Raw genomic sequence first — 18,733 nt, forward strand, 5'->3', positions numbered from 1 at the left:
GAGTCGGTGGGTTAGCAACGATGGTAGCTTTTGACGTTTGGTTGCCAAAATGTTGACGTTGCCATTTTGTGACACAAAATAAGACGCGAACCGATGGCCCCTGTGCCTGCGGACCGTCGATTTCTTGTGCGTAAACGTTTGAGCCGCCCGGTGGCTCTGTGTTTGCACAATGGCAACGTTAACATTTGGGCGATAAAAGCCGTTCGGGGAAGCAAAAATGTCGGTGAACGGTAGGTTTTGGGTGGTGAGCGTATGGTGGGGGAGGCGTTAGATATACTTGAAGATGTTTCATTTGACTGCGTAGGGTGCCACCAATGGCATCGTTGACATAGAAAGATCGACCTATGGCCGCTGTTAAAAAATCGGTTTCCGTTAAGGATGTGGCGCTCCTCGCGGGCGTCTCAGAACAGACGGTCTCGCGCACCGTCCACGATTCGCCCAGCGTGCGCCCCGAGACCAAGGAGCGCGTGCGTGCCGCCATGCGCGAGCTGGGGTATCGCCCCAATTTTGCCGGTCGATCGCTGCGCCGCGGCAAGTTTAAGACCGTCGGCGTCGCCATGTTCAACATTACCGGTACCGGCAACCTCGACCGTATGGAGGGCTTTGCCGCCGCCGCCGATAAGCACGGCTACGCCATTACCCTCACTAAAGTAGATGGACATCCGTATACCCTCGAGAGCGCATCGTCGCGCATGAGCGCACTGCCGGTGGATGGCATGGTTGTGATCATGAATCGCATGCCGGCGGACTTTGGCACCTTTGAGCCGCTGCCTGGTATGCAGACGGTGCTCGTTACCATGCTGGAGCACCCGCTGTGCTCGACGGTCGATAACGATCAGTTCGATTGTTCGCGCCAGGTTGTCGAGTACTTGCTGGGGCAGGGGCACAAGACCGTGCACTTTATCTCGTGTCCCGAACGCTCGCTTTCGGGCATGCAGCGCGAGGAGGGCTGGCGCGAGACATTGCGCGCGCATGGTATTGAGCTGCCGCGACTCATCCGTGGCGACTGGACGGCGCGGAGTGGATATGCCGCAGGCCAGGCTCTGGCGGACGATCCGACCTGTACCGCCATCTATGCCTCCAATGACGCCATGGCTTACGGCTGCATTCGCGGACTCGAGTCGCGCGGAAGGCGTGTGCCCGAGGACGTGAGCGTGGTGGGGGTTGATGATAGTCTGGGCGACATCGTGCCCGATCGTCGCCTGACCACCGTGCGCTTTGACAACAAGCGTGTCGGCATGTGGGCAGTCGACAAGATCGCCGGCGCCGAGGGAGTTGCGTCTGGCGTGGAGCACATGCTGATCCCCGGTGTGCTCGTAGAGGGCGATACGGTGCACGATTTGCGTTAGGGCGCGGTCCTGTTTGGGTTTCCGATAATCATGTTTGATATTGTTCGAAATGGTTTGGAAACCGTTCGCGGGTTAAAAGTGACCGTTCATAGCTCGAAATTACGTTTTGTATTGTTCTTTATTGTTTGAATGTTAATGTTTCTGTCATACACAGCGCAGCGCGGATGCCCGGACGCGATGCTCTCCGTTGGTTCATATGTGAAAGGAACGCAATATGGCAACCAAAGAAGAAATCTCGATGGTTGGATTCGAGATTGTCGCATACGCAGGTGACGCCCAGACCGATCTGCTTGCAGCGCTCGATGCTGCTCGCGAGGGTGACTTTGAGAAGGCCGAACAGCTGCACAAGGATGCCAGCGATGCACTTATCGGCGCCCACGACACGCAGACCAAGCTGCTTTCGCAGGAGGCCGGCGGCGGCGAGATGGAGATGACCTTCATCATGGCTCACGCTCAGGACACCCTCATGACCACTATGATCTTGGAGAAGCAGGCCCGCTTTACCATCGATGCCTACAAGCGCATCGCCGAGCTCGAGGCCAAGCTCGCCTAACGAGCCCTCACAACCAAGCCCCTTCCAAAAGTCCTGCCGCTACCCGCAGCAGGGCTTTTTCTGTCCTCCTCCAAGTTGCGGTGAAATAGGGGCTGACGGCCCAAAATGATCCGTTCTTCTCCGTCCCCAGGGGATCGGTTGGCAGCGTCGCCACGAAACTGGCGCATCTACTACGTTTAACCCGGTGCCCCCGAACACACCTGCGTTTCATGAAAAACTGCAGGCGTTCTACCTGTGGTTTTGTTTTACGCCACGGGGCATGGTCGGGGATGGGCAGTTAAACGTAGTAGATGGGCCCATTTCATGGCGGGCAGGTCATGCAGCAGTCTGTTGCGCCTCTTGCCGTTCGGTTTTTCGCTGGGTGGGTATACTTCCATCCGCAATACAGGCCGGAATGAGGAGGTATCCAAATGCCGGACAACGGATCGATTCAAAAGAGAGACGCGGGCGAGATGGCTCATGGGCGTCCTGTCCAGATAACCGAGCAAACAACGGTGACCGAGCTGCAGCCCAGCCTATCCGATGTCGTGTGCGCAAACAAAAAACTGCAGATTGGCCTCATCGTTGCGCTCGTGGCACTGGCGCTGCTGTCGGGGTTTGTGGCTCGTCCGCATTTTGCCGATACCAAGACTTGGGACTCTACCATCGAGGTCATCGATCAAAAGAAGGGCAATGTATTGGCGCTCACGACCTCGTGCGTCGCCCTATCTGCGGGTATCACTGCGCTGCCGGGCGATACGGGAACGCCGGTTGCCGAGCAGCTCGCACAGCTTTCGGGTAATCTTGGTATCGTGCTTGCCGTGCTATACCTAGAGAAATATTTACTCACGATTTTGTGGTCGGTTGGCCTGGGCATCCTGATCCCGTTTGCGCTGGTGCTCTTTGCAGCGTCGCTTGGCATTCACGGACGCTGGAGCACGAGCACGGTCATTCGTCGCGTGGCAACGCGTGTGCTGGTGGTCGCCATCATTAGCATGGTGTTGGTGCCCGCGAGCGTATGGGTGTCGCAGAAGGTTGATGAAACGTATCGAGTGAGCATCGAGGCGGCCGAGCAAAAGGCGACTGACGCTGCGAGTGCGGCAGATAGCGATAGCTCCAAAGCAAACAAGAAAAAGACTGAGTCCGCAGAGTCCAAGAACGTGCTTGAACAGCTTGCCGACGGCGCCTCGGGTCTCGTCACGACGGTGACCAGCGGCGCCAAGCAGATGACCGATGAGATTGTGCAGCAGGTGACCGATCTGATCGAAGGCGTCATTGTGATGATAGTGACCTCGTGCGTTATTCCATTGCTGGTGCTCGCGGCGTTTTTGTGGCTGGGGCACACACTGCTGGGGATTGATATTTCCGGGCCGACGAATTATTTGACGGGCCGCTTTCTGGGCACTCCGTCCAAGCATGCCAAGAAGGGCGGGCAGTCCTAGTAGCTAAAGCTGCCGTATATACCGGGGCATACCGCCGAAGGGCGGCCGAGACACGTTCTCGGCCGCCCTTTTTGTTGAACACATGGTCGCTACGCCCGCGCCCGGTCCAAACGGTCAGCAATCATCCGTGAACGGTATTTGTTCAAAAAAGAACAAAGATAAACAAAAAGTTGTTGCAGTTACTGTTCGAATGTGTTCAAATAAACATGAACAGTGAAGAATCGAACATTCAGATGCCCGGACCTGAACGAGATTCAACACTTCCAAACAGAAACTACGCACCTGCGTATCTCTCAAGGAGGATGTCATGAGGGTTGTAATCGCTTCCGATGCCGACGGCATGTCGATGAAGGAGTCCATCAAGGAGATGCTCATCGCCGATGGTCACGAGGTCGTCGACTATTCCGAGACCCCTGCCGCGGACTTTGTCGATTCCGCTACCGCCGTTGCCAAGGACCTGCTGGAGCACAAGGATTCCCAGGGCTTCGCATTCGATAAGTACGGTGTCGGCTCCTATATGGCCGCCGTCAAGATCAAGGGCATGGTCGTCGCTAACATTTCCGACGAGCGTTCCGCCTACATGACCCGCGAGCACAACGGCTCGCGCATGGTCACCATGGGCCCGGGCGTTGTGGGCACCGAGGTCGCCAAGAAGATCGCCCGCGAGTTCCTGCGTGCACAGTACGCCGGCGGCCGTCACCAGATCCGTGTCGACATGCTCAACAAGATGGCCTAACGAGAGCCACCGAGAACTCGAACTTCTACCTCAACTTGTGAATTCAGACGAAAGGACGTTCTGATGAAGAAGACCATCGCAATCGGTTGCGACCATATCGTTACGGACGAGAAGATCTATCTGGCCGACCGCCTGGAGCAGGCTGGCTACAAGGTGCTCGACTGCGGCACCTACAGCCACACCCGTACGCACTATCCCATCTACGGCAAGGCCGTGGGCGAGGCTGTTGCCAGCGGCAAGGCCGACTTTGGCGTGGCCCTGTGCGGCACCGGCATCGGCATCACCAACGCCGTCAACAAGGTTCCCGGCGCCCGCTGCGCCCTGGTTCGCGACATGACCTCTGCCCTGTATGCCCGTCGCGAGCTCAACGCCAACATCGTGGGCTTTGGTGGCAAGATCACCGGTGAGTTCCTGATGGCCGATATCATGCTTGCCTTCCTGGAGGAGCCTTACGAGAAGACCCCCGAGCACGATGCCCTGATCGCCAAGATCGATGCCTGCAATAAGGCCAACGCCGAGGCTCAGACTGACCCGCACTTCTTTGATGAGTTCCTGGAGAAGTGGGACCGCGGCGAGTATCACGACTAGTGGGGTTACGCGGTTTTACCAAACCGCGTAACGGGTCGACGCTGCGCGGCGCTCAGGCACCCCATCTCGTCGCTCAAACCGTCGCTCGCGTACATGAAGTACGCGTCGCTCCTCTTTCGCGGCGACCTGGGGCACCTGAGCGCCGCTCGCTGACGTTGGGGGTACCTGCAGGGTTACCGCTGTTGTTGCGAAGCGTTCTGGCTCGGCGAGCTGCTCCGATAACACGTTTGCTTGGCTTGACTTGTGTGCTTCGTTATTGACGGACCCGGCATTCTGCAGCTTTTTAATTGACGGCTCGCGTTTCTGTGATGGGGCGCGGGCCGGTTTTCTAAACAGGAGTTCAATATGATTCTGACTGTTACCATGAACCCGTCGATTGATACGCGCTATCAGCTCGATAAGCTGGTCATCGACGATGTTAACCGGGTGACGCCCGAAAAGACCGCTGGCGGCAAGGGCCTCAACGTGAGCCGCGTGCTGCTGCAGCTGGGCGACGACGTACTTGCAACCGGCCTGCTTGGCGGTCACATGGGTGCCTATATGGCCGAGCTCATGGATGCCGACGGCGTCAAGAACGACTTTGTGCCCATTGCCGGCGAGACGCGCATTTGCCTGAATATTCTGCACGAGGGCAATCAGACCGAGCTTTTGGAGAGCGGCCCGCAGATCGCCCCGGCCGAGCTCGAGGCCTTTACGGCCAAGTTCGCCGAGCTTGCAGCGAAGGCGGACGTTGTGACGCTTTCGGGCTCGCTGCCGCGCGGCGTCGATGCCGGCTACTATGCCGAGCTCGTCAAGATCGCCGAAGAGGCGGGCGCCAAGGTGCTGCTCGACACCTCGGGTGCATCGCTGGGGGCCGCGCTGGAGTCCGACGCTAAGCCTGAGCTCGTAAAGCCCAACCTGACCGAGATTAACGGCCTGCTGGGTACGTCCTTTACGACCGATGATGTCGATGCCCTGCGCGAGGCGCTTGCCGCCGATGGCCGCTTTGCCGGTATTCCCTGGGTCGTTGTCTCGATGGGCGCTGCCGGCTCGGTGGGCTTCCATGAGGGCCGCGCGTTCCGCGCCAAGACGCCCGCGATTGCGGCTGTGAACGCGACGGGTTCCGGTGACTCGACCATCGCCGGTTTTGCGCATGCCATTGCTGCTGGTGCCGACGACGTCACGGTGCTCAAGACCGCCAATACCTGCGGCAAGCTCAACGCCATGGATCCCAAGACCGGCCACCTGGTCATGGACCGCTGGGACGAGGTCTACAACAGCGTAGAGGTAACCGAACTTTAGAGTTACGGCGTACCGAACAAAACGAGAGTGGATAATCTCCCATTTTGGGCTCGCAAGCGGGCTTAGAGTGGGAGATTTTCCACTCTCATGAGAGGCAGCTAATTTGGGACGGGGCTATTTTGACTACTTCTAGATGCAAAGTAGTCAAAATAGCCCCGTCCCAAATTAGCTGCCCTTGCACCAAAAACGGCGCCCACCGGCGATGTTGCCGGCGGGCGCCGTTGTCTTGAAGACGAAATGATCCGTTTTCCTCCGTCCCCAAGGGATCATTACAGCGAGTCAATGAAGCGCTGCTGGGCGGCGCGACCGGCTTCGTCCCACTTAAAGACGCCGGCGTTGTCGAGCACGTGGCCAAACACCATGCCGACCTCCTCGTGCAGGATGTCGATGGCGCTATCCGCCGTAAGCTCGTCGGCGCGACGGGCAAAGACGTCCTCGGCCCATGCGGCGTGGCTGCGGCAAAGGTCGTCGCCCTCGAGCGCGCCGGCAAGGTCGTAACTGACATCGGCCTTGGCTGCCAGCAAGTGCTCGCGGACAGCGCCGAGCTCGGGAACCAAGCGCGGCGGCAAAATGGCCAGGCCCATGACCTCGATCAGGCCGATGTTCTCCTTCTTAATATGGTGGTACTCGGCATGCGGGTGAAATACGCCCAGCGGATGCTCGTCGGTTGTGATGTTGCAGCGAAGCGCCAGGTAGGCCTCGTAGATCTCGCCGCCGGCATTGCCGCGAGAGTCGACGCGGCGTATGACGGGCGTCACAGTGTTATGCGCCACGCCGTCGGCTGTGTGCGCGATGACGCCCACAGACTCATCTGTCCACTCGCGCCAGGCGAGGATAATCTTCTCGGCGGCGTCGAGCAGCTGGGCGCGGTCGTGCGAGCGCAGTCTCAGCACCGAAAGCGGCCACTGCAACACGGTGCCGCTGACCTGGTCAAAGCCGGACACGTTAAACTTCGAGACTTCGGTGGCATGCATCATGGGGAACTCGTGCGCGCCGCCCTGGAAGTGGTCGTGCGACAGAATCGAGCCGCCCACGATGGGCAGGTCGGCGTTGGAGCCAATAAAGTAGTGCGGGAACAGGTCCACAAAATCGAGCAGGCAGGTCAGTCCCTTACGGTCGACGTGCATCGGGCGATGCTCGGAGCTCATAGCAATGCAGTGCTCGTTAAAGTACGCGTACGGGCTGTACTGGAAGCCCCAGCGCTCGCCGTTGAGCTGGATGGGGATAACGCGCAGGTTCTGGCGAGCGGGGTGGGCGCCGCCGTCGGCTGCGGCGGAGCGTCCAGGGTAGCCCTCGTTCTCGATGCACAGTTGACAGGCGGGATACTTCTCGCCCGTGTTCTTTGCGGCGCCGGCCGCGGCAATGTCGCGCGGGTCCTTCTCGGGCTTCGACAGGTTGATGGTGATTTCCAGGTCGCCCCAGTTGGTGGGGGTACTCCATTTGATATTGCGCGCGATAGCGGCGCGGCGCACGTAACCGGCGTCACAGCACAGACCATAGAACCAGTCGGTCGCGGCGCGGGGCTCGTTGACGCCCATGCGTCCGTTGAACTCCTCGTTTACAATCGAAGGCCTCGGCATGAGCGCGCCCATGATGCGCATGGCGATGCGGTCGCGGCCCGACGCCGTGTCCTCGGCAGCGCCGTTGGCAACGGCGTCCTCGGAAAGCGCGGCAAGCGTGCCCTCCAGGTCAAAATCGGAGAGCGTATCGGGGTGCAAGAGCGAGAGCTTCTCGTTCTGCATCGCCCAAGCCATGTCGAGCGCAGGACCCGTGGCGCCGATGCACTCCAGAATGGTGTTGTATGCCCAGATGCGGTCATCCTGTCCGATCATGGATCGATGGATGGCATACTCAATCAGGCCCTGCGCGGCCTCGCGCACATCAGTCATTACAGCCATGCCGCGTAAGCCCCCTTGTCAGAAATTGCGTAGTGGCGGGCAGAGCCCTCGCCCAGCCAGCCGTTCATCTTGGTGATGAAGGTGTCGACCAGATCGAGCGGCACGAAGGCCTGGATAGTGCCACCAAAGCCGCCACCGTGGATGCGGACGGCGCCGCGGCCGTCGAGCACATGCTCGGCCAGCGCCAAGGCATACATGGAAGGTTGCTCGGAGCCCAGTTTGGCGACGACATTCTGCAGGTACATGGCGGAGCTGGCACCGGACTCGCGCGTCAGGACCAGGAACTGGTCGATGTCGCCGGCGCTAAGGGCTGCCCAGCGCTTATCGACCAGGCCGTTCTCGTACCAGTAGTGAACGGCGCGCAGACAGGCGCGGTCGCCCAGCTTGGCGCGTAGCTCGGGGAGCTTGGCGTCAAAATCCGCCACGTTTACCTCGCACAGGCGTGTCTTGCCAAGCTCGGCGGCGATGTCCTGCATCTCGCGCGGAACGGCGGCGTAGTCGTCGGTAGCTGCCACATGGTCGGCGCCAACCTTAACGAGCACGAGCGCATAGCCGTGATCCTCAAAGTTGAGTTCGAGCTTCTGGGTTTTTGGCTGAGCCTGGTCCTCAAAGTCCATGTAGGCGAGGCCGCCCAAGCAAACGGCGGCCTGGTCCATAAGACCGCAGGGCTTGCCGTAATAGTTGTTCTCGGTGCGCTGGCTCATCTGGGCGAGCGCGACGGGCTCAATAGTGGGCGCGCCCCAGAGCGTCTCCATGGCGCGGCCGTACGCCGCCTCGACAGCAGCGGAGCTCGAAAGACCGCCGCCCGAGGGAACGGAGCAGGTGAAGGCGAAGTCGAAGCCCTGGGGCTCAACGCCCAGAGCAGCGATTTCGTGGGCCATACCGCGGACGAGGCTCGCAGACGTGCCCTTCTCGGACTCTTGAATATCCAGCGTGTCGAGCATGATCGTGAACGTAGGATAGCCCTCGTCGGCGACGCGGATCTTGTTGGAGTCGGTTGCCACGGCGATACCGTCAACGGCGACATCGAGCGAGCCGGCGATAACATGGCCGCCCTCGTGATCGGTGTGATTGCCGCTGATCTCGGAACGGCCGGGTGCGTGCACGTAGAGCACCTGGCGGTCGCCGATGGGTCCAAACTCCTCCTCAAACAGCCTGGTGAGCATGGTGAGTGTCTTTTCGTCGGGGGTGGTCATGGGAGTCCTTTCCTTGGCGCGCACGGGTGAGTTTTGCGTCGTTATGAGTACGTTAACAACTTGAAGCGGCATGAACCAAGTGTTCACGATTCCGCACGTTACGGGCTATGTTAACGTACTCATAACACAACGCTTGCCACTTTTTGAGAATCCGGTAGTCGGTAGAATTACAGCCGTGAACGGTACCGCCGTATGGACTTATAAAGCAGAAGAGATACAGATAGAAAAAGTAGAGTACGTTAACATGCGTTCGACGATAGCGGGCCTCGGCGCGGGGTGTATTTCTGCCCGGGCCGGCATGCACGCTATTCAGATCTCGCAAGGGTGAAGGTGATTCTGTGGCAAGGCACTCGTCCAACGATACAGGTACGCGTCCGGTCTCCATGGCCGACGTCGCCCGCGCTGCCGGTGTTTCGCAGCAGACGGTTTCGCGCGTCGCCAACGGCTTGCCCAACGTTAACGAGCAGACGCGCCAGCGCGTGCAGGCCGCTATGCAAGAGCTCGGTTTTCGTCCGAGTTATGCCGGCCGCTCGCTGCGCGACGGCCGTTACCATTCGGTCGGTCTGTGCGTCAACGATATCACCAAGTTTGGCAACCTCTCAATGATCGACGGCATCGCCAGCGCTGCTCGCGAGCATAATTGCGCCATCACGCTGGTCGAGATGTCCAAGACCGAGGAGTTTTCGCTTGCCGAGGCCACGCGTCGTATGGCTGCGCTGCCGGTGGACGGCATCATCATCGGCATGAGCCGCATGGCGCCCGATTTTGAGACGTTTGATCCGCTGCCGGGCATTGGCACGGTTATTGTTACCATGTACGCGCACCCGCGGGTGACCACGGTCGATTCCGACCATTACGGCTGCTCGCTCTTGCTTATGGATCATCTGTTTGAGCTGGGGCACGAGCAAATTCGCTATATTGGCGGCCCGTCGTTCTCGGTCGACGAGCAATTTCGTCGCGCCGGCTGGCAGGATGCGCTCGAGCATAAGCACATTAAGCCGCAGGCGCCGCTCGAGGGCGACTGGTCTGCCAACAGCGGCTACGAGGCCGGCAGGTACCTGGCCGAGCACGATCGCACCATGACGGCGATTTATGCGGCAAACGATCAGATGGCAAATGGCGCGATTGCCGCGCTGCGTGATAGCGGCCTGCGCGTGCCCGAGGACGTAAGCGTGGTGGGCGTCGACGATTCGCTCGACGACTTTGTCGCGCATAACGAGCTCACGACCGTTCGATTCGATTTACACCAGCGTGGACGCGAGGTGTTTGAGCACGCGGTTCCCGAGGCGGGTACGGCGGGCAAAACCGTTGCTATCCGTATTCCCGGCCAGCTCATTATTCGACATAGCACGGCGATGCCACGCTCATAGTTTACGCAGGTAAACGGCGATTTATCGTATTTTAATAACAATCGGTAAGGATGCCGGCAGATAACAGTTGGAATGCTGCCAAGTGCTATGATAGACAGGTTATTTTGTCTATCTAGGAGGCTTTGCCTGATGGAGATCACCAAGGATATCCGCTACATTGGCGTCGACGACCACGACATTGACCTGTTCGAGGGCCAGTACGATGTGTCCGAGAACGGTATGGCATACAACAGCTACGTTATCTTGGGCGAAAAGATCGCTGTCGCCGATTCGGTCGACGGTGGTTTTGTCGACGAGTGGCTCGGCAACCTCGAGGCCGCGCTCGATGGCCGTACGCCCGACTACCTGGTCATCCATCATATGGAGCCTGATCACTCCGCCGGTATCGCCACCTTTATGGAGCGCTATCCCCAGGCGCAGATTGTGGCCAGCATGGGTGCTTTCCGCATGATGGTCAACTACTTTGGCACCGACTTCCCCGAGCGCAAAATGGTTGTCAAAGAGGGCGATGTGCTCGACCTGGGCGGCCACAGCCTGACCTTTATCGGCGCCCCCAACGTTCACTGGCCCGAGGTACTCTTCTCCTATGAGGCCACCGACAAGGTGCTCTTTAGCGCCGACGGCTTTGGCAAGTTTGGCGCCAACGACATCGAGGATCCCGAGGGCTGGGCCTGCGAGGCTCGCCGCTACTACTTTGGCATCGTCGGTAAGTTCGGCAAGTTTGTGCAGGCCGTGCTCAAAAAGGCTGCCGATCTGGATATTCAGATCATCTGCCCGCTCCACGGTCCTGTCCTTACCGAGAATCTGGGCTATTACCTCGACACCTACAACACCTGGTCGAGCTATCAGCCCGAGGACGAGGGCATCACGATTGCCTATGCGAGCGTGTATGGACATCTGAAGGCTGCCGTCGAGGAGCTCGCCGCAGCGCTCGAGGCTCGCGGCCAGAAGGTTTCCGTCTTTGACCTGGCTCGCGACGACATGGCCGAGGCCGTTGAGGATGCGTTCCGCTATGACCGCCTGGTGCTCGCCTCTATCACCTATCAGGGCGAGATCTTCCCGTTCATGAGCACCTTTATCCACACGCTCGCCGAGCATGCCTACCAGAACCGCACCGTGGCGCTCGTCGAGGCCGGTTCCTGGGCGCCCACCGCTGCCAAGGTTATGACCAAGGAGCTCGAGGGCATGAAGGACATCACCCTGGCGCAGAACAAGGTGACCGTGCTGGGATCGCTCAACGACACATCGCGCGCCCAGATCGAGGCCCTCGCCGACGAGCTTTCCAAGTAGCGATATTTCGCTTTTAACGGGCAAAACCACCACAAAGGGGCGCAGTTCACAGGCCCTTTGTGGTGGTTTTTGTTTAAGCGCCGGCGATGATGAGGGCTGGACGTGCGCTGTCGGCGGCCTCGGCGATTGAGGTGGCGACGGCGGCGTCGGGGTCGCTGTCCATCACGATGATGTTGACGTCGGCAAGCTCGGCAAAACGGTACATGCCGCGTCCGTTGACCTTACTGGCGTCCATGAGGGCGACACTTTGACGGGCGGCACCGACCATAGCCGCTTTGGTCTCGGCCATCTGCGGAAAGTCGGTCGTAAAGCCGCAGCCGGGAACAAAAGCGCCAGGACACATGACGGCAAGGTCGGCGTGGACCATTTGGAGCGCCTGCATGGTAAGTGGGCCGTACAGATAGCGATGACCTTTGCGCAGTGCCCCGCCCAGCATAACGACATCGACCGAGGGCATGCTCTCGTCAATATAATCGGCGATGGTAATGTCGGCCGTGATAACGGTGATGCCGTCGCGCTGATCGAGGAGCCGGACGAATTCGAGCGCCGTGGTGCCCGAGTCGACGAGCAGCGTGTCGCCGTCATTAACGAGCTCGATGGCGCTTTGCGCGATGGCCTGCTTGGCGGCGACGTTGACATTGATGCGGCGATCTTGCGTGGAGACGGTCAGGCGTTTGTGGAGCGATACGGCACCACCATGTGTGCGACGCAGCTTGCCTGCTTCGGCGAGCGCGTCCAGGTCGGCGCGGGCGGTGACGGAGGACACGCCAAAGGTCTGGGCGATTTCTGCTACCTGCACCGAGGCGTTATGCTCGAGTATTTCCATAATGGCGGTACGGCGCTCGTCAGCAAAAGCACGGTTGGTAGCTTGGGCCATGTTTGCTCCATTCTCGGCTATATTTGCAGGAATTGTGTTGACTCTATTTTCGTTCATTTTCTTTTTGAGTAAGAAAACACCTTTCGATTACTTATCTTTTCTATAAAAGAAAGACGCTAAACGCTCAAAATTCAATATCGAACACGCCCACTCGGTTCCGATTCCTTCCGTTTACTTTTCAAAAACGACTGTATTGGCCTGCACGGACTCAATATCTCGCACGTGCAAAGCCGCTGAATTTCATACAATGAGCGCAGTAAAACGCAAGGTAAAACGCCTTGTGAACAACTACGCCCGATGTCCAGATGCGGGCGAGGGAGAGGAGCAAACGCTCATGGCACTTGTTACCACCGAAAAGATGCTCAAGGACGCTCAGGCCGGCCACTACGCCGTCGGCGCGTTCAACGTCGAGAACCTCGAGTTTGTTATGGCCGTTCTGGCCGCTGCCGAGGAGACCAAGTCCCCCGTCATCATGCAGACCACCCCGGGCACCATCAAGACCGCTGGTCTGGACTACTTCTACGGCATGGTGAAGGCCGCTGCCGAGCGCGCTTCCGTGCCCGTCGCTCTGCACCTCGATCACGGCGATGGCTATGACCGCTGCATGCAGGCTTTCCGCACGGGCTACACCTCCGTCATGATCGACGGCTCGCACGAGTCCTTTGAGGACAACATTGCCCTGACCAAGTCCGTCGCCGACGCTGGCCGCGCCATGGGCGTGCCCGTCGAGGCCGAGCTCGGCAAGGTTGGCGGCAAGGAGGACGACGGTCCCGCGGTTGAGGGCGAGAGCCCCTACACCGATCCTGCCGAGGCCAAGGAGTTCGTCGAGCGCACTGGCTGCACCTCGCTGGCCATTGGCGTTGGCACCAGCCACGGCGTGTACACGAGCGATCCGCACATCGAGCAGTCCGTGGTCAAGGCCATCCGCGACGCCGTCGACGTGCCGCTGGTTCTGCACGGCACTTCCGGTGTGCCCGATGAGCAGGTTGCCGAGGCTGTGAAGAACGGCATCTGCAAGGTTAACTACGCTACCGAGCTGCGTCAGGCCTACACCAAGGGCTTCATGGCCTACATGGCCGAGAACCCCGCCTGCTTCGATCCCAAGAAGCCGGCCAAGGAGGGCATGCGTGAGATCACCGAGCTGGTTAAGATCCGCATGACCAACCTCAACTCTGTGGGCAAAGCAGAGTAACAGCAAGGGTACTCTGATCCCACCGGGCCGTCCGGAAACGGAAAAGGGCCTATCTCTCAGAACGTCCTCGGATATGTCGGAAGCCCCGCTGCGCGCTACGCGCTGCGGGGCTTCCTCCGTCCTGCGGAATGTTCTGAGAGATAGGCCCTTTTCCGTTTCCAGACGGCCCTGCTCGATCGCCCTTGTGGCGTTGGGGCGGAAATTGGTGGGGCGTTAGGGCTTCTTTGTTGGTGGGGGTTAGTATGCCCGGGCTTGGTTTGGGAATGACTTGTTTAGGGATGCTTGGAGCTTATCGAAGGATATTCGCAAGTTGAGATTCTGATCGGTTGAGCGTTTGGCTTTTGTGGTGGGGGAGTCGAGGAGGCCGTTTCTCTGTGTCGGGGGGAAGGAGAAAAGGTCTGCATGTTTTAGGGATGGCTGCTGCGCTGCGTCATTGGAAGAATGCATGCTTATGCGGCCTCCTCGATGTCCACCAAAAGGTTGCGCACGGGGTGTGCTGCTAGGTCCCGTGCGTTGGCAGTATTATGCCGCGGCTGCTGCAAAGAAGCACTAAAGAAAGGCTTAATCAGGTTTGATATAACAATGAAACCGCAGGTCAAAGGTATCGAATAACACTCTTGAAAGGTTTTGAGCTTAAGGGCTTTCTAAGGTTTGCGGCTCGGATGTGGCGCGGACGTGCGGAGCGTGTGAATGATCGCTGTTAGCGCTGCGGTGCGGCGGCGCGTACCTGTTCGATGACCTTTTCCATGGTGGCGTCAATGCGGTCTTTCTTGAGCTCACATTCCCAGACGGTGATGGGCGTCCAGCCCATTTGGGTAAGCGCGTCGATGGCGGCTCGGTCGCGCTCGACGTTGCGGCGAAACTTTGCCTCCCAAAACTCAACATTGCGCTTGGGCTGGCTCGGATTGCACTTAGGGCAGCGATGCCAAAAGCAGCCGTTGACGAAAATGGCGATCTTGCGCCCGGGAAAGGCGATGTCAGGCTTGCCGGGTACCTTCCATTCCAGACGGTATCCCGTAAGGCCCGCTGCCCGCAGGCGCTGGCGAACGAGCAGCTCGGGTTTGGTGTTGGCGCGCTTGTTGCCCTTCATGGACTTTTTTATAGCGGCGCGACGGCGCACCAGTTCGCGCTCGTCAGCGGAGAGGTCCGAGGTATCGATGCCGTCGAGTAGGCCGGGCTTGGGACGCTTTTTGCTGCGGCGCTTAGGTGCGCGCTTGGGCTTGGTGGCGGGTTTGTCGGCCGTGTTGGGCGTGGCGTCATCGGCGGCGCCGTTGGCCTCAAGCCGATCTTCCTTCAACTCAATCAGAGCATCGATAAGCCCTTTGTCGGCGGGCATCCATTCCACTGTGGCAAGCGAGGTGCGCGGAATCCAGCGGATATCGAGCTGGCGGTCGTGCTTCTGGGGCTCATCGGATTCTTTAGCCAGCGAGCAGTAGTAACACTCCATTGAGAGATGAAAATCGGGGTAGTCATATTCAACGGTGTAAAAATCGCGCAGGTTGGTGACTTTTACCTGCAGCTCTTCCATGAGCTCGCGGCGTACGGCGTCCTCGGGCGTCTCGCCGCGCATGAGCTTGCCGCCGGGAAACTCCCAAAGTCCCTGCATGTCGCCGTAGCCGCGCTGCACGGCAAGCAGCTCATCGGATCCTTCCTTGCGAATGATCCCAGCGGCAACATGAACAGTCTTCAACAGGAGTCCTCTCTCAACATCGACACGTGGCAGGGTAGCTCATTTGGGTAGTCTTTTTGGGACGGGGCTTTTTTAGCTACCCTATCCGTAGCCTTCGAAGCATGAGGCCGCATTTGACATAGGGTAGCTAAAAAAGCCCCGTCCCAAAAAGACTACCCCTACCTTACGCAACGGTAAGGCAAGCGTAAGCGATATCGATGGTAGCCGACTCGGCTTCTTGCGACTATAGATGCCGTAGACTAATCGCAAGAAAGGACTCGGTATGCAAACCACGCACATGGCGACCCCGGTACTGGAAGTCGTGCATCTCGAAAAGGTATACGGAGCGCTGGGCAACGTGACCCGCGCGCTCAACGACGTCAGCTTTACCGTCAACCGCGGCGAATTCGTTGGCATCATGGGCGCTTCGGGCTCGGGTAAGTCGACGTTGCTCAACTGCGTGTCGACCATCGATAGTGCCACAAGTGGCACGATCCGCATCAACGGCCAGGACGTGACGCGCATGAAGCAGGCTAAGCTTTCGCAGTTCCGCCGCGAGGAGCTTGGCTTTATCTTTCAGGACTCCAACCTGCTCGATACGCTCACGGCACGCGAGAACATCGCCCTGCCGCTCACCATCGCCCGCACAAACTCGGCAGAGATCTCGACCCGCGTGCAGGATGTGGCAGCGCGCCTGTCCATCAGTCAGGTGCTCGACAAGTATCCCTACCAGATGTCCGGCGGTCAGCAGCAGCGCGTTGCCGCGGCTCGCGCGCTCGTCACCGACCCCACCATGATTATGGCCGACGAGCCCACCGGCGCCCTCGATTCCAAGAGCGCTCGCCTGCTGCTCGAGAGCCTGGAGGCCCTTAACCGCCGCCTGCGCGCCACCGTGCTCATGGTCACGCACGACAGCTTTGCCGCCAGCTACACGAGCCGTGTGCTGTTTATTCGCGACGGCAAGATCTTCACCGAGCTGCGCCGCGGAGACACCGACCGCCGCGAGTTCTTCGACCGCATTATGGAGGTCGTTGCCATGATGGGCGGTGAGGGCTCCGATGCTCTGTAAACTCGCTTGGGGCAACGTCCGCCGCGCCGGCCGCGACTACCTCGTCTACCTTTTGACGCTCACCCTGGGCGTCACGGTCTTCTATGCCTTTAACACCATCTCGATGCAGGTCGACATCGCCGGAATCGATGAAGAGGGCTTGGCGCAGGTTATGGGCAGCATGCTCGGCTACCTGACGTATTTTTTGGCCGGTGTCATGGCCTTTTTGATGGTGTATGCCAATAACTTCATCATGAAACGCCGCAAGAAGGAGTTTGGCCTGTACCAGGTACTCGGCATGGGGCGTGGGCGCGTCGCCACGATCATGGCGTTCGAGACCGTGATAGTATCGGTTGTGGCTTTTGTCGCCGGCATTGTGCTGGGTGTGGGACTCTCCCAGCTCATGACGTTCTTTACGGCCTCGCTCTTTAAGACACAGATCGCCAATTTCCACTTCTTTTTCTCGGTGCATGCGTTCAACCTGACCCTTGCCTGCATGCTCGTAATGTTTGTGCTCACGCTACTGCTGAACCTTCGCGCCGTGCGTCGTACCAAACTCATCGAGCTTATGGGTGCCGAGCGTCGCAACGAGAGCATCAAGACACGCAACCCCTGGATCGCGATTGCCATCTTTGCCGTGGGCGTGGTGCTTGTGGGCGTGGCCTATTACCGTCTGCTACGTGATGGGTTCCCGCTAACCGCGACGGACAGCAAGCCGCAAGAGGCCATGAACCAGTTTGGCATTACGACCGCTATGGTTACCGTGGGCACCTTTGCCCTGTTCTGGGGACTCTCGGGCATGCTTATCAAGCTGCTGCAGAGCCTGCGCGGCGTGTATTGGCGTGGCCTCAACATGTTTATCGTGCGCCAGCTTGCGGCCAAGGTCAACACGGTGTGCTTTTCGATGGGCGTCATCGCGATGATTCTGTTCCTTGCCATTACTTCTGTGACTTGCGGCATGTCGATTGCCAGCGTGATGAACGAGAACCTGGAGCGCTATGCGCCGGCCGATATGTCGCAGACGTATGTCTATTACACGCCCGATACGCTCGACTACTACAAAGAGTACGTCAATCCGTCTGAAGCCGATCGCATGGTGCTGGCCGATACAACGGTCGATTTGTACTCCGCATGGCACGGCGATCCATGGCACGGCGATCGTAAGGGCAAGTCGGCGGACAACAACGACGAGACCGGCAAGAAGGTCAATATTGCCGATGTCGCCAGTGAGCATGTGCAGATCGATTCGTATCTAAGTTACCCGCTTGCCGGTTCGAGTCCTTCGGTGTCTGCGGGTGAGATGTGCAAGACCATGGGCGAAAAGCTTCCCAAGGCGTTCGGGGGTAGCAAGCCCGATGTGATAGGTCTGTTTGTGACGCCGGCGAGCCAGTACAACAAGCTGCGTCAGATGATGGGCGAGGAGCCGGTGAGCATTGGCCGCGACCAGTACTTGCTTACGTGTGATATGGGCGGTGAGCTGATCGACCTGTACACCAAGTATATGGCCGGCGGCCATGCCCTTACCTTGGGCGGGCATACGCTCAAGCCCGCAACCGATAAGTCGGACGAGGACACGGCGGCCATCGCCAACTCGGCGATGGGCAGTAATCCGGGTACCGTCGTCGTTGCCGACGAGCTGTTGTCCCAACTTAATCTGCAGCCGTATTCCAGTAGCCTGCTCGTTAACTACAAACAGGGGATGGATAAGACCGAGGCAGACGAGAGCATTGAATACACTGTGCTCGACAATCTGCTCGTTGACGGCAAGGAGCCGGGATCGTGGGGAATCTTCATCACACGCTCCGAGATGTACACGCAAGCAGCGCAAATGAACGGTCTTATTAGCTACCTAGCCATCTACATTGGCTTTGTACTGGTCGTTGCGTGCGCGGCGATTCTGTCGATCCAGCAACTCTCCAACGTTGCCGACGGCAGCCGCAGCTATCGTGTGCTGGCACAGATCGGCTGCGACGACCGCCAGATTCGCCATTCGGTGATGGCGCAGCAAGCGGTATTCTTCCTGTTCCCGCTGGCAGTGGGCCTGGCGCACTCCTTTGTGGCACTTAAGGTGATCATCGAGCTGGTGAGTATATTCGGAAATATGAGCATCGGCGGCACCGTGGGCCTCACTTGCGCGATCTTCCTGGCAGCGTACGGTGGCTACTTCCTGGTGACCTACCTCATGAGCACCGGAATGGTGCGAGCTGCCATAGCCACCCGCTACAGCGAGTAACCTTCTAGTCCAGAACCACCACAAAGGGGACA

The 18,733-nt window shown here is 59.0% G+C and carries 15 protein-coding genes; 11 read left to right on the forward strand and 4 right to left on the reverse strand.

The window, feature by feature from the left end:
* Positions 1-344 precede the first annotated feature (344 nt).
* From ACQRCA_RS04480 to ACQRCA_RS04505, 6 genes are all read left to right on the forward strand, one after another.
* Positions 345-1,349 (forward strand): LacI family DNA-binding transcriptional regulator, encoded by a 1,005-nt coding sequence (locus tag ACQRCA_RS04480; RefSeq protein ID WP_427718989.1) that lies wholly within the window; start codon positions 345-347, stop codon positions 1,347-1,349.
* A 214-nt stretch (positions 1,350-1,563) separates the two neighbouring features.
* Positions 1,564-1,902 (forward strand): PTS lactose/cellobiose transporter subunit IIA, encoded by a 339-nt coding sequence (locus tag ACQRCA_RS04485; protein ID WP_055252615.1) that lies wholly within the window; start codon positions 1,564-1,566, stop codon positions 1,900-1,902.
* A gap of 410 nt (positions 1,903-2,312) precedes the next feature.
* Positions 2,313-3,323: a hypothetical protein gene (locus ACQRCA_RS04490; RefSeq protein ID WP_427718993.1), complete on the forward strand. Its 1,011-nt coding sequence runs from the start codon at positions 2,313-2,315 to the stop codon at positions 3,321-3,323.
* Positions 3,324-3,630: 307 nt separating this feature from the next.
* Positions 3,631-4,059, forward strand: a complete 429-nt coding sequence (gene lacA / locus ACQRCA_RS04495) for a galactose-6-phosphate isomerase subunit LacA (protein ID WP_006234830.1) — start codon at positions 3,631-3,633, stop codon at positions 4,057-4,059.
* A 63-nt stretch (positions 4,060-4,122) separates the two neighbouring features.
* The gene (gene lacB / locus ACQRCA_RS04500) at positions 4,123-4,647 is read left to right on the forward strand and encodes a galactose-6-phosphate isomerase subunit LacB (RefSeq protein ID WP_427718996.1); all 525 of its coding nucleotides are present in this window, start codon (positions 4,123-4,125) and stop codon (positions 4,645-4,647) included.
* Positions 4,648-4,992: 345 nt separating this feature from the next.
* Positions 4,993-5,928: a hexose kinase gene (locus ACQRCA_RS04505; protein WP_427718999.1), complete on the forward strand. Its 936-nt coding sequence runs from the start codon at positions 4,993-4,995 to the stop codon at positions 5,926-5,928.
* A 269-nt stretch (positions 5,929-6,197) separates the two neighbouring features.
* Here the strand turns inward: ACQRCA_RS04505 and ACQRCA_RS04510 are convergent, their stop codons facing one another.
* Together ACQRCA_RS04510 and ACQRCA_RS04515 are read right to left on the reverse strand one after the other, a co-directional pair.
* Positions 6,198-7,826, reverse strand: coding sequence for a UDP-glucose--hexose-1-phosphate uridylyltransferase (locus ACQRCA_RS04510; RefSeq protein WP_427719002.1), 1,629 nt, complete (start codon positions 7,824-7,826; stop codon positions 6,198-6,200).
* The gene (locus tag ACQRCA_RS04515) at positions 7,817-9,022 is read right to left on the reverse strand and encodes a galactokinase (RefSeq protein ID WP_427719005.1); all 1,206 of its coding nucleotides are present in this window, start codon (positions 9,020-9,022) and stop codon (positions 7,817-7,819) included. Before ACQRCA_RS04515 ends, ACQRCA_RS04510 begins: the two co-directional genes overlap by 10 nt.
* 383 nt (positions 9,023-9,405) lie before the next feature.
* On the opposite strand from ACQRCA_RS04515, the gene ACQRCA_RS04520 reads away from it, so the two are divergent.
* Positions 9,406-10,392: a LacI family DNA-binding transcriptional regulator gene (locus ACQRCA_RS04520; RefSeq protein WP_154515200.1), complete on the forward strand. Its 987-nt coding sequence runs from the start codon at positions 9,406-9,408 to the stop codon at positions 10,390-10,392.
* 129 nt (positions 10,393-10,521) lie between these two features.
* Positions 10,522-11,682 (forward strand): FprA family A-type flavoprotein, encoded by a 1,161-nt coding sequence (locus ACQRCA_RS04525; protein ID WP_427719008.1) that lies wholly within the window; start codon positions 10,522-10,524, stop codon positions 11,680-11,682.
* Between the two features lie 73 nt (positions 11,683-11,755).
* Here ACQRCA_RS04525 and ACQRCA_RS04530 read toward each other — a convergent pair whose 3' ends face one another.
* Positions 11,756-12,559 (reverse strand): DeoR/GlpR family DNA-binding transcription regulator, encoded by an 804-nt coding sequence (locus tag ACQRCA_RS04530; RefSeq protein WP_427719010.1) that lies wholly within the window; start codon positions 12,557-12,559, stop codon positions 11,756-11,758.
* Positions 12,560-12,893: 334 nt separating this feature from the next.
* Between ACQRCA_RS04530 and ACQRCA_RS04535 the strand changes: the two genes are divergently transcribed.
* Positions 12,894-13,751 carry a class II fructose-bisphosphate aldolase gene (locus ACQRCA_RS04535; protein WP_022095149.1) on the forward strand — a complete coding sequence of 286 codons (858 nt, stop codon included), beginning with the start codon at positions 12,894-12,896 and terminating at the stop codon, positions 13,749-13,751.
* Between the two features lie 700 nt (positions 13,752-14,451).
* Here ACQRCA_RS04535 and vsr read toward each other — a convergent pair.
* Complete coding sequence (gene vsr, locus ACQRCA_RS04540) at positions 14,452-15,441, reverse strand: DNA mismatch endonuclease Vsr (RefSeq protein ID WP_229770601.1); 990 nt, start codon at positions 15,439-15,441, stop codon at positions 14,452-14,454.
* A 262-nt stretch (positions 15,442-15,703) separates the two neighbouring features.
* On the opposite strand from vsr, the gene ACQRCA_RS04545 reads away from it, so the two are divergent.
* Both ACQRCA_RS04545 and ACQRCA_RS04550 read left to right on the forward strand, forming a co-directional pair.
* Positions 15,704-16,489 (forward strand): ABC transporter ATP-binding protein, encoded by a 786-nt coding sequence (locus ACQRCA_RS04545; RefSeq protein ID WP_427719015.1) that lies wholly within the window; start codon positions 15,704-15,706, stop codon positions 16,487-16,489.
* Entirely contained in the window at positions 16,479-18,701 is a 2,223-nt protein-coding gene (locus ACQRCA_RS04550; protein ID WP_427719017.1) for an FtsX-like permease family protein, read from the forward strand. The genes ACQRCA_RS04545 and ACQRCA_RS04550 overlap by 11 nt, the downstream gene beginning before the upstream one ends.
* The last annotated feature ends 32 nt before the right edge of the window (positions 18,702-18,733 follow it).

It is taken from the genome of Collinsella sp. SGI.095 (assembly GCF_050314535.1).
GTDB lineage: Bacteria > Actinomycetota > Coriobacteriia > Coriobacteriales > Coriobacteriaceae > Collinsella.

Bases quoted from the DNA above. Each gene is read 5' to 3' on its own strand.
- ACQRCA_RS04480 (WP_427718989.1), top strand. From the start codon at position 345: ATGGCCGCTGTTAAAAAATCGGTTTCCGTTAAGGATGTGGCGCTCCTC.
- ACQRCA_RS04515 (WP_427719005.1), bottom strand. From the start codon at position 9,022: ATGACCACCCCCGACGAAAAGACACTCACCATGCTCACCAGGCTGTTT.
- lacB (WP_427718996.1), top strand. From the start codon at position 4,123: ATGAAGAAGACCATCGCAATCGGTTGCGACCATATCGTTACGGACGAG.
- ACQRCA_RS04510 (WP_427719002.1), bottom strand. From the start codon at position 7,826: ATGGCTGTAATGACTGATGTGCGCGAGGCCGCGCAGGGCCTGATTGAG.
- ACQRCA_RS04550 (WP_427719017.1), top strand. From the start codon at position 16,479: ATGCTCTGTAAACTCGCTTGGGGCAACGTCCGCCGCGCCGGCCGCGAC.
- ACQRCA_RS04490 (WP_427718993.1), top strand. From the start codon at position 2,313: ATGCCGGACAACGGATCGATTCAAAAGAGAGACGCGGGCGAGATGGCT.
- lacA (WP_006234830.1), top strand. From the start codon at position 3,631: ATGAGGGTTGTAATCGCTTCCGATGCCGACGGCATGTCGATGAAGGAG.
- ACQRCA_RS04505 (WP_427718999.1), top strand. From the start codon at position 4,993: ATGATTCTGACTGTTACCATGAACCCGTCGATTGATACGCGCTATCAG.
- ACQRCA_RS04525 (WP_427719008.1), top strand. From the start codon at position 10,522: ATGGAGATCACCAAGGATATCCGCTACATTGGCGTCGACGACCACGAC.
- ACQRCA_RS04520 (WP_154515200.1), top strand. From the start codon at position 9,406: ATGGCCGACGTCGCCCGCGCTGCCGGTGTTTCGCAGCAGACGGTTTCG.
- ACQRCA_RS04485 (WP_055252615.1), top strand. From the start codon at position 1,564: ATGGCAACCAAAGAAGAAATCTCGATGGTTGGATTCGAGATTGTCGCA.
- ACQRCA_RS04535 (WP_022095149.1), top strand. From the start codon at position 12,894: ATGGCACTTGTTACCACCGAAAAGATGCTCAAGGACGCTCAGGCCGGC.
- ACQRCA_RS04545 (WP_427719015.1), top strand. From the start codon at position 15,704: ATGCAAACCACGCACATGGCGACCCCGGTACTGGAAGTCGTGCATCTC.
- ACQRCA_RS04530 (WP_427719010.1), bottom strand. From the start codon at position 12,559: ATGGCCCAAGCTACCAACCGTGCTTTTGCTGACGAGCGCCGTACCGCC.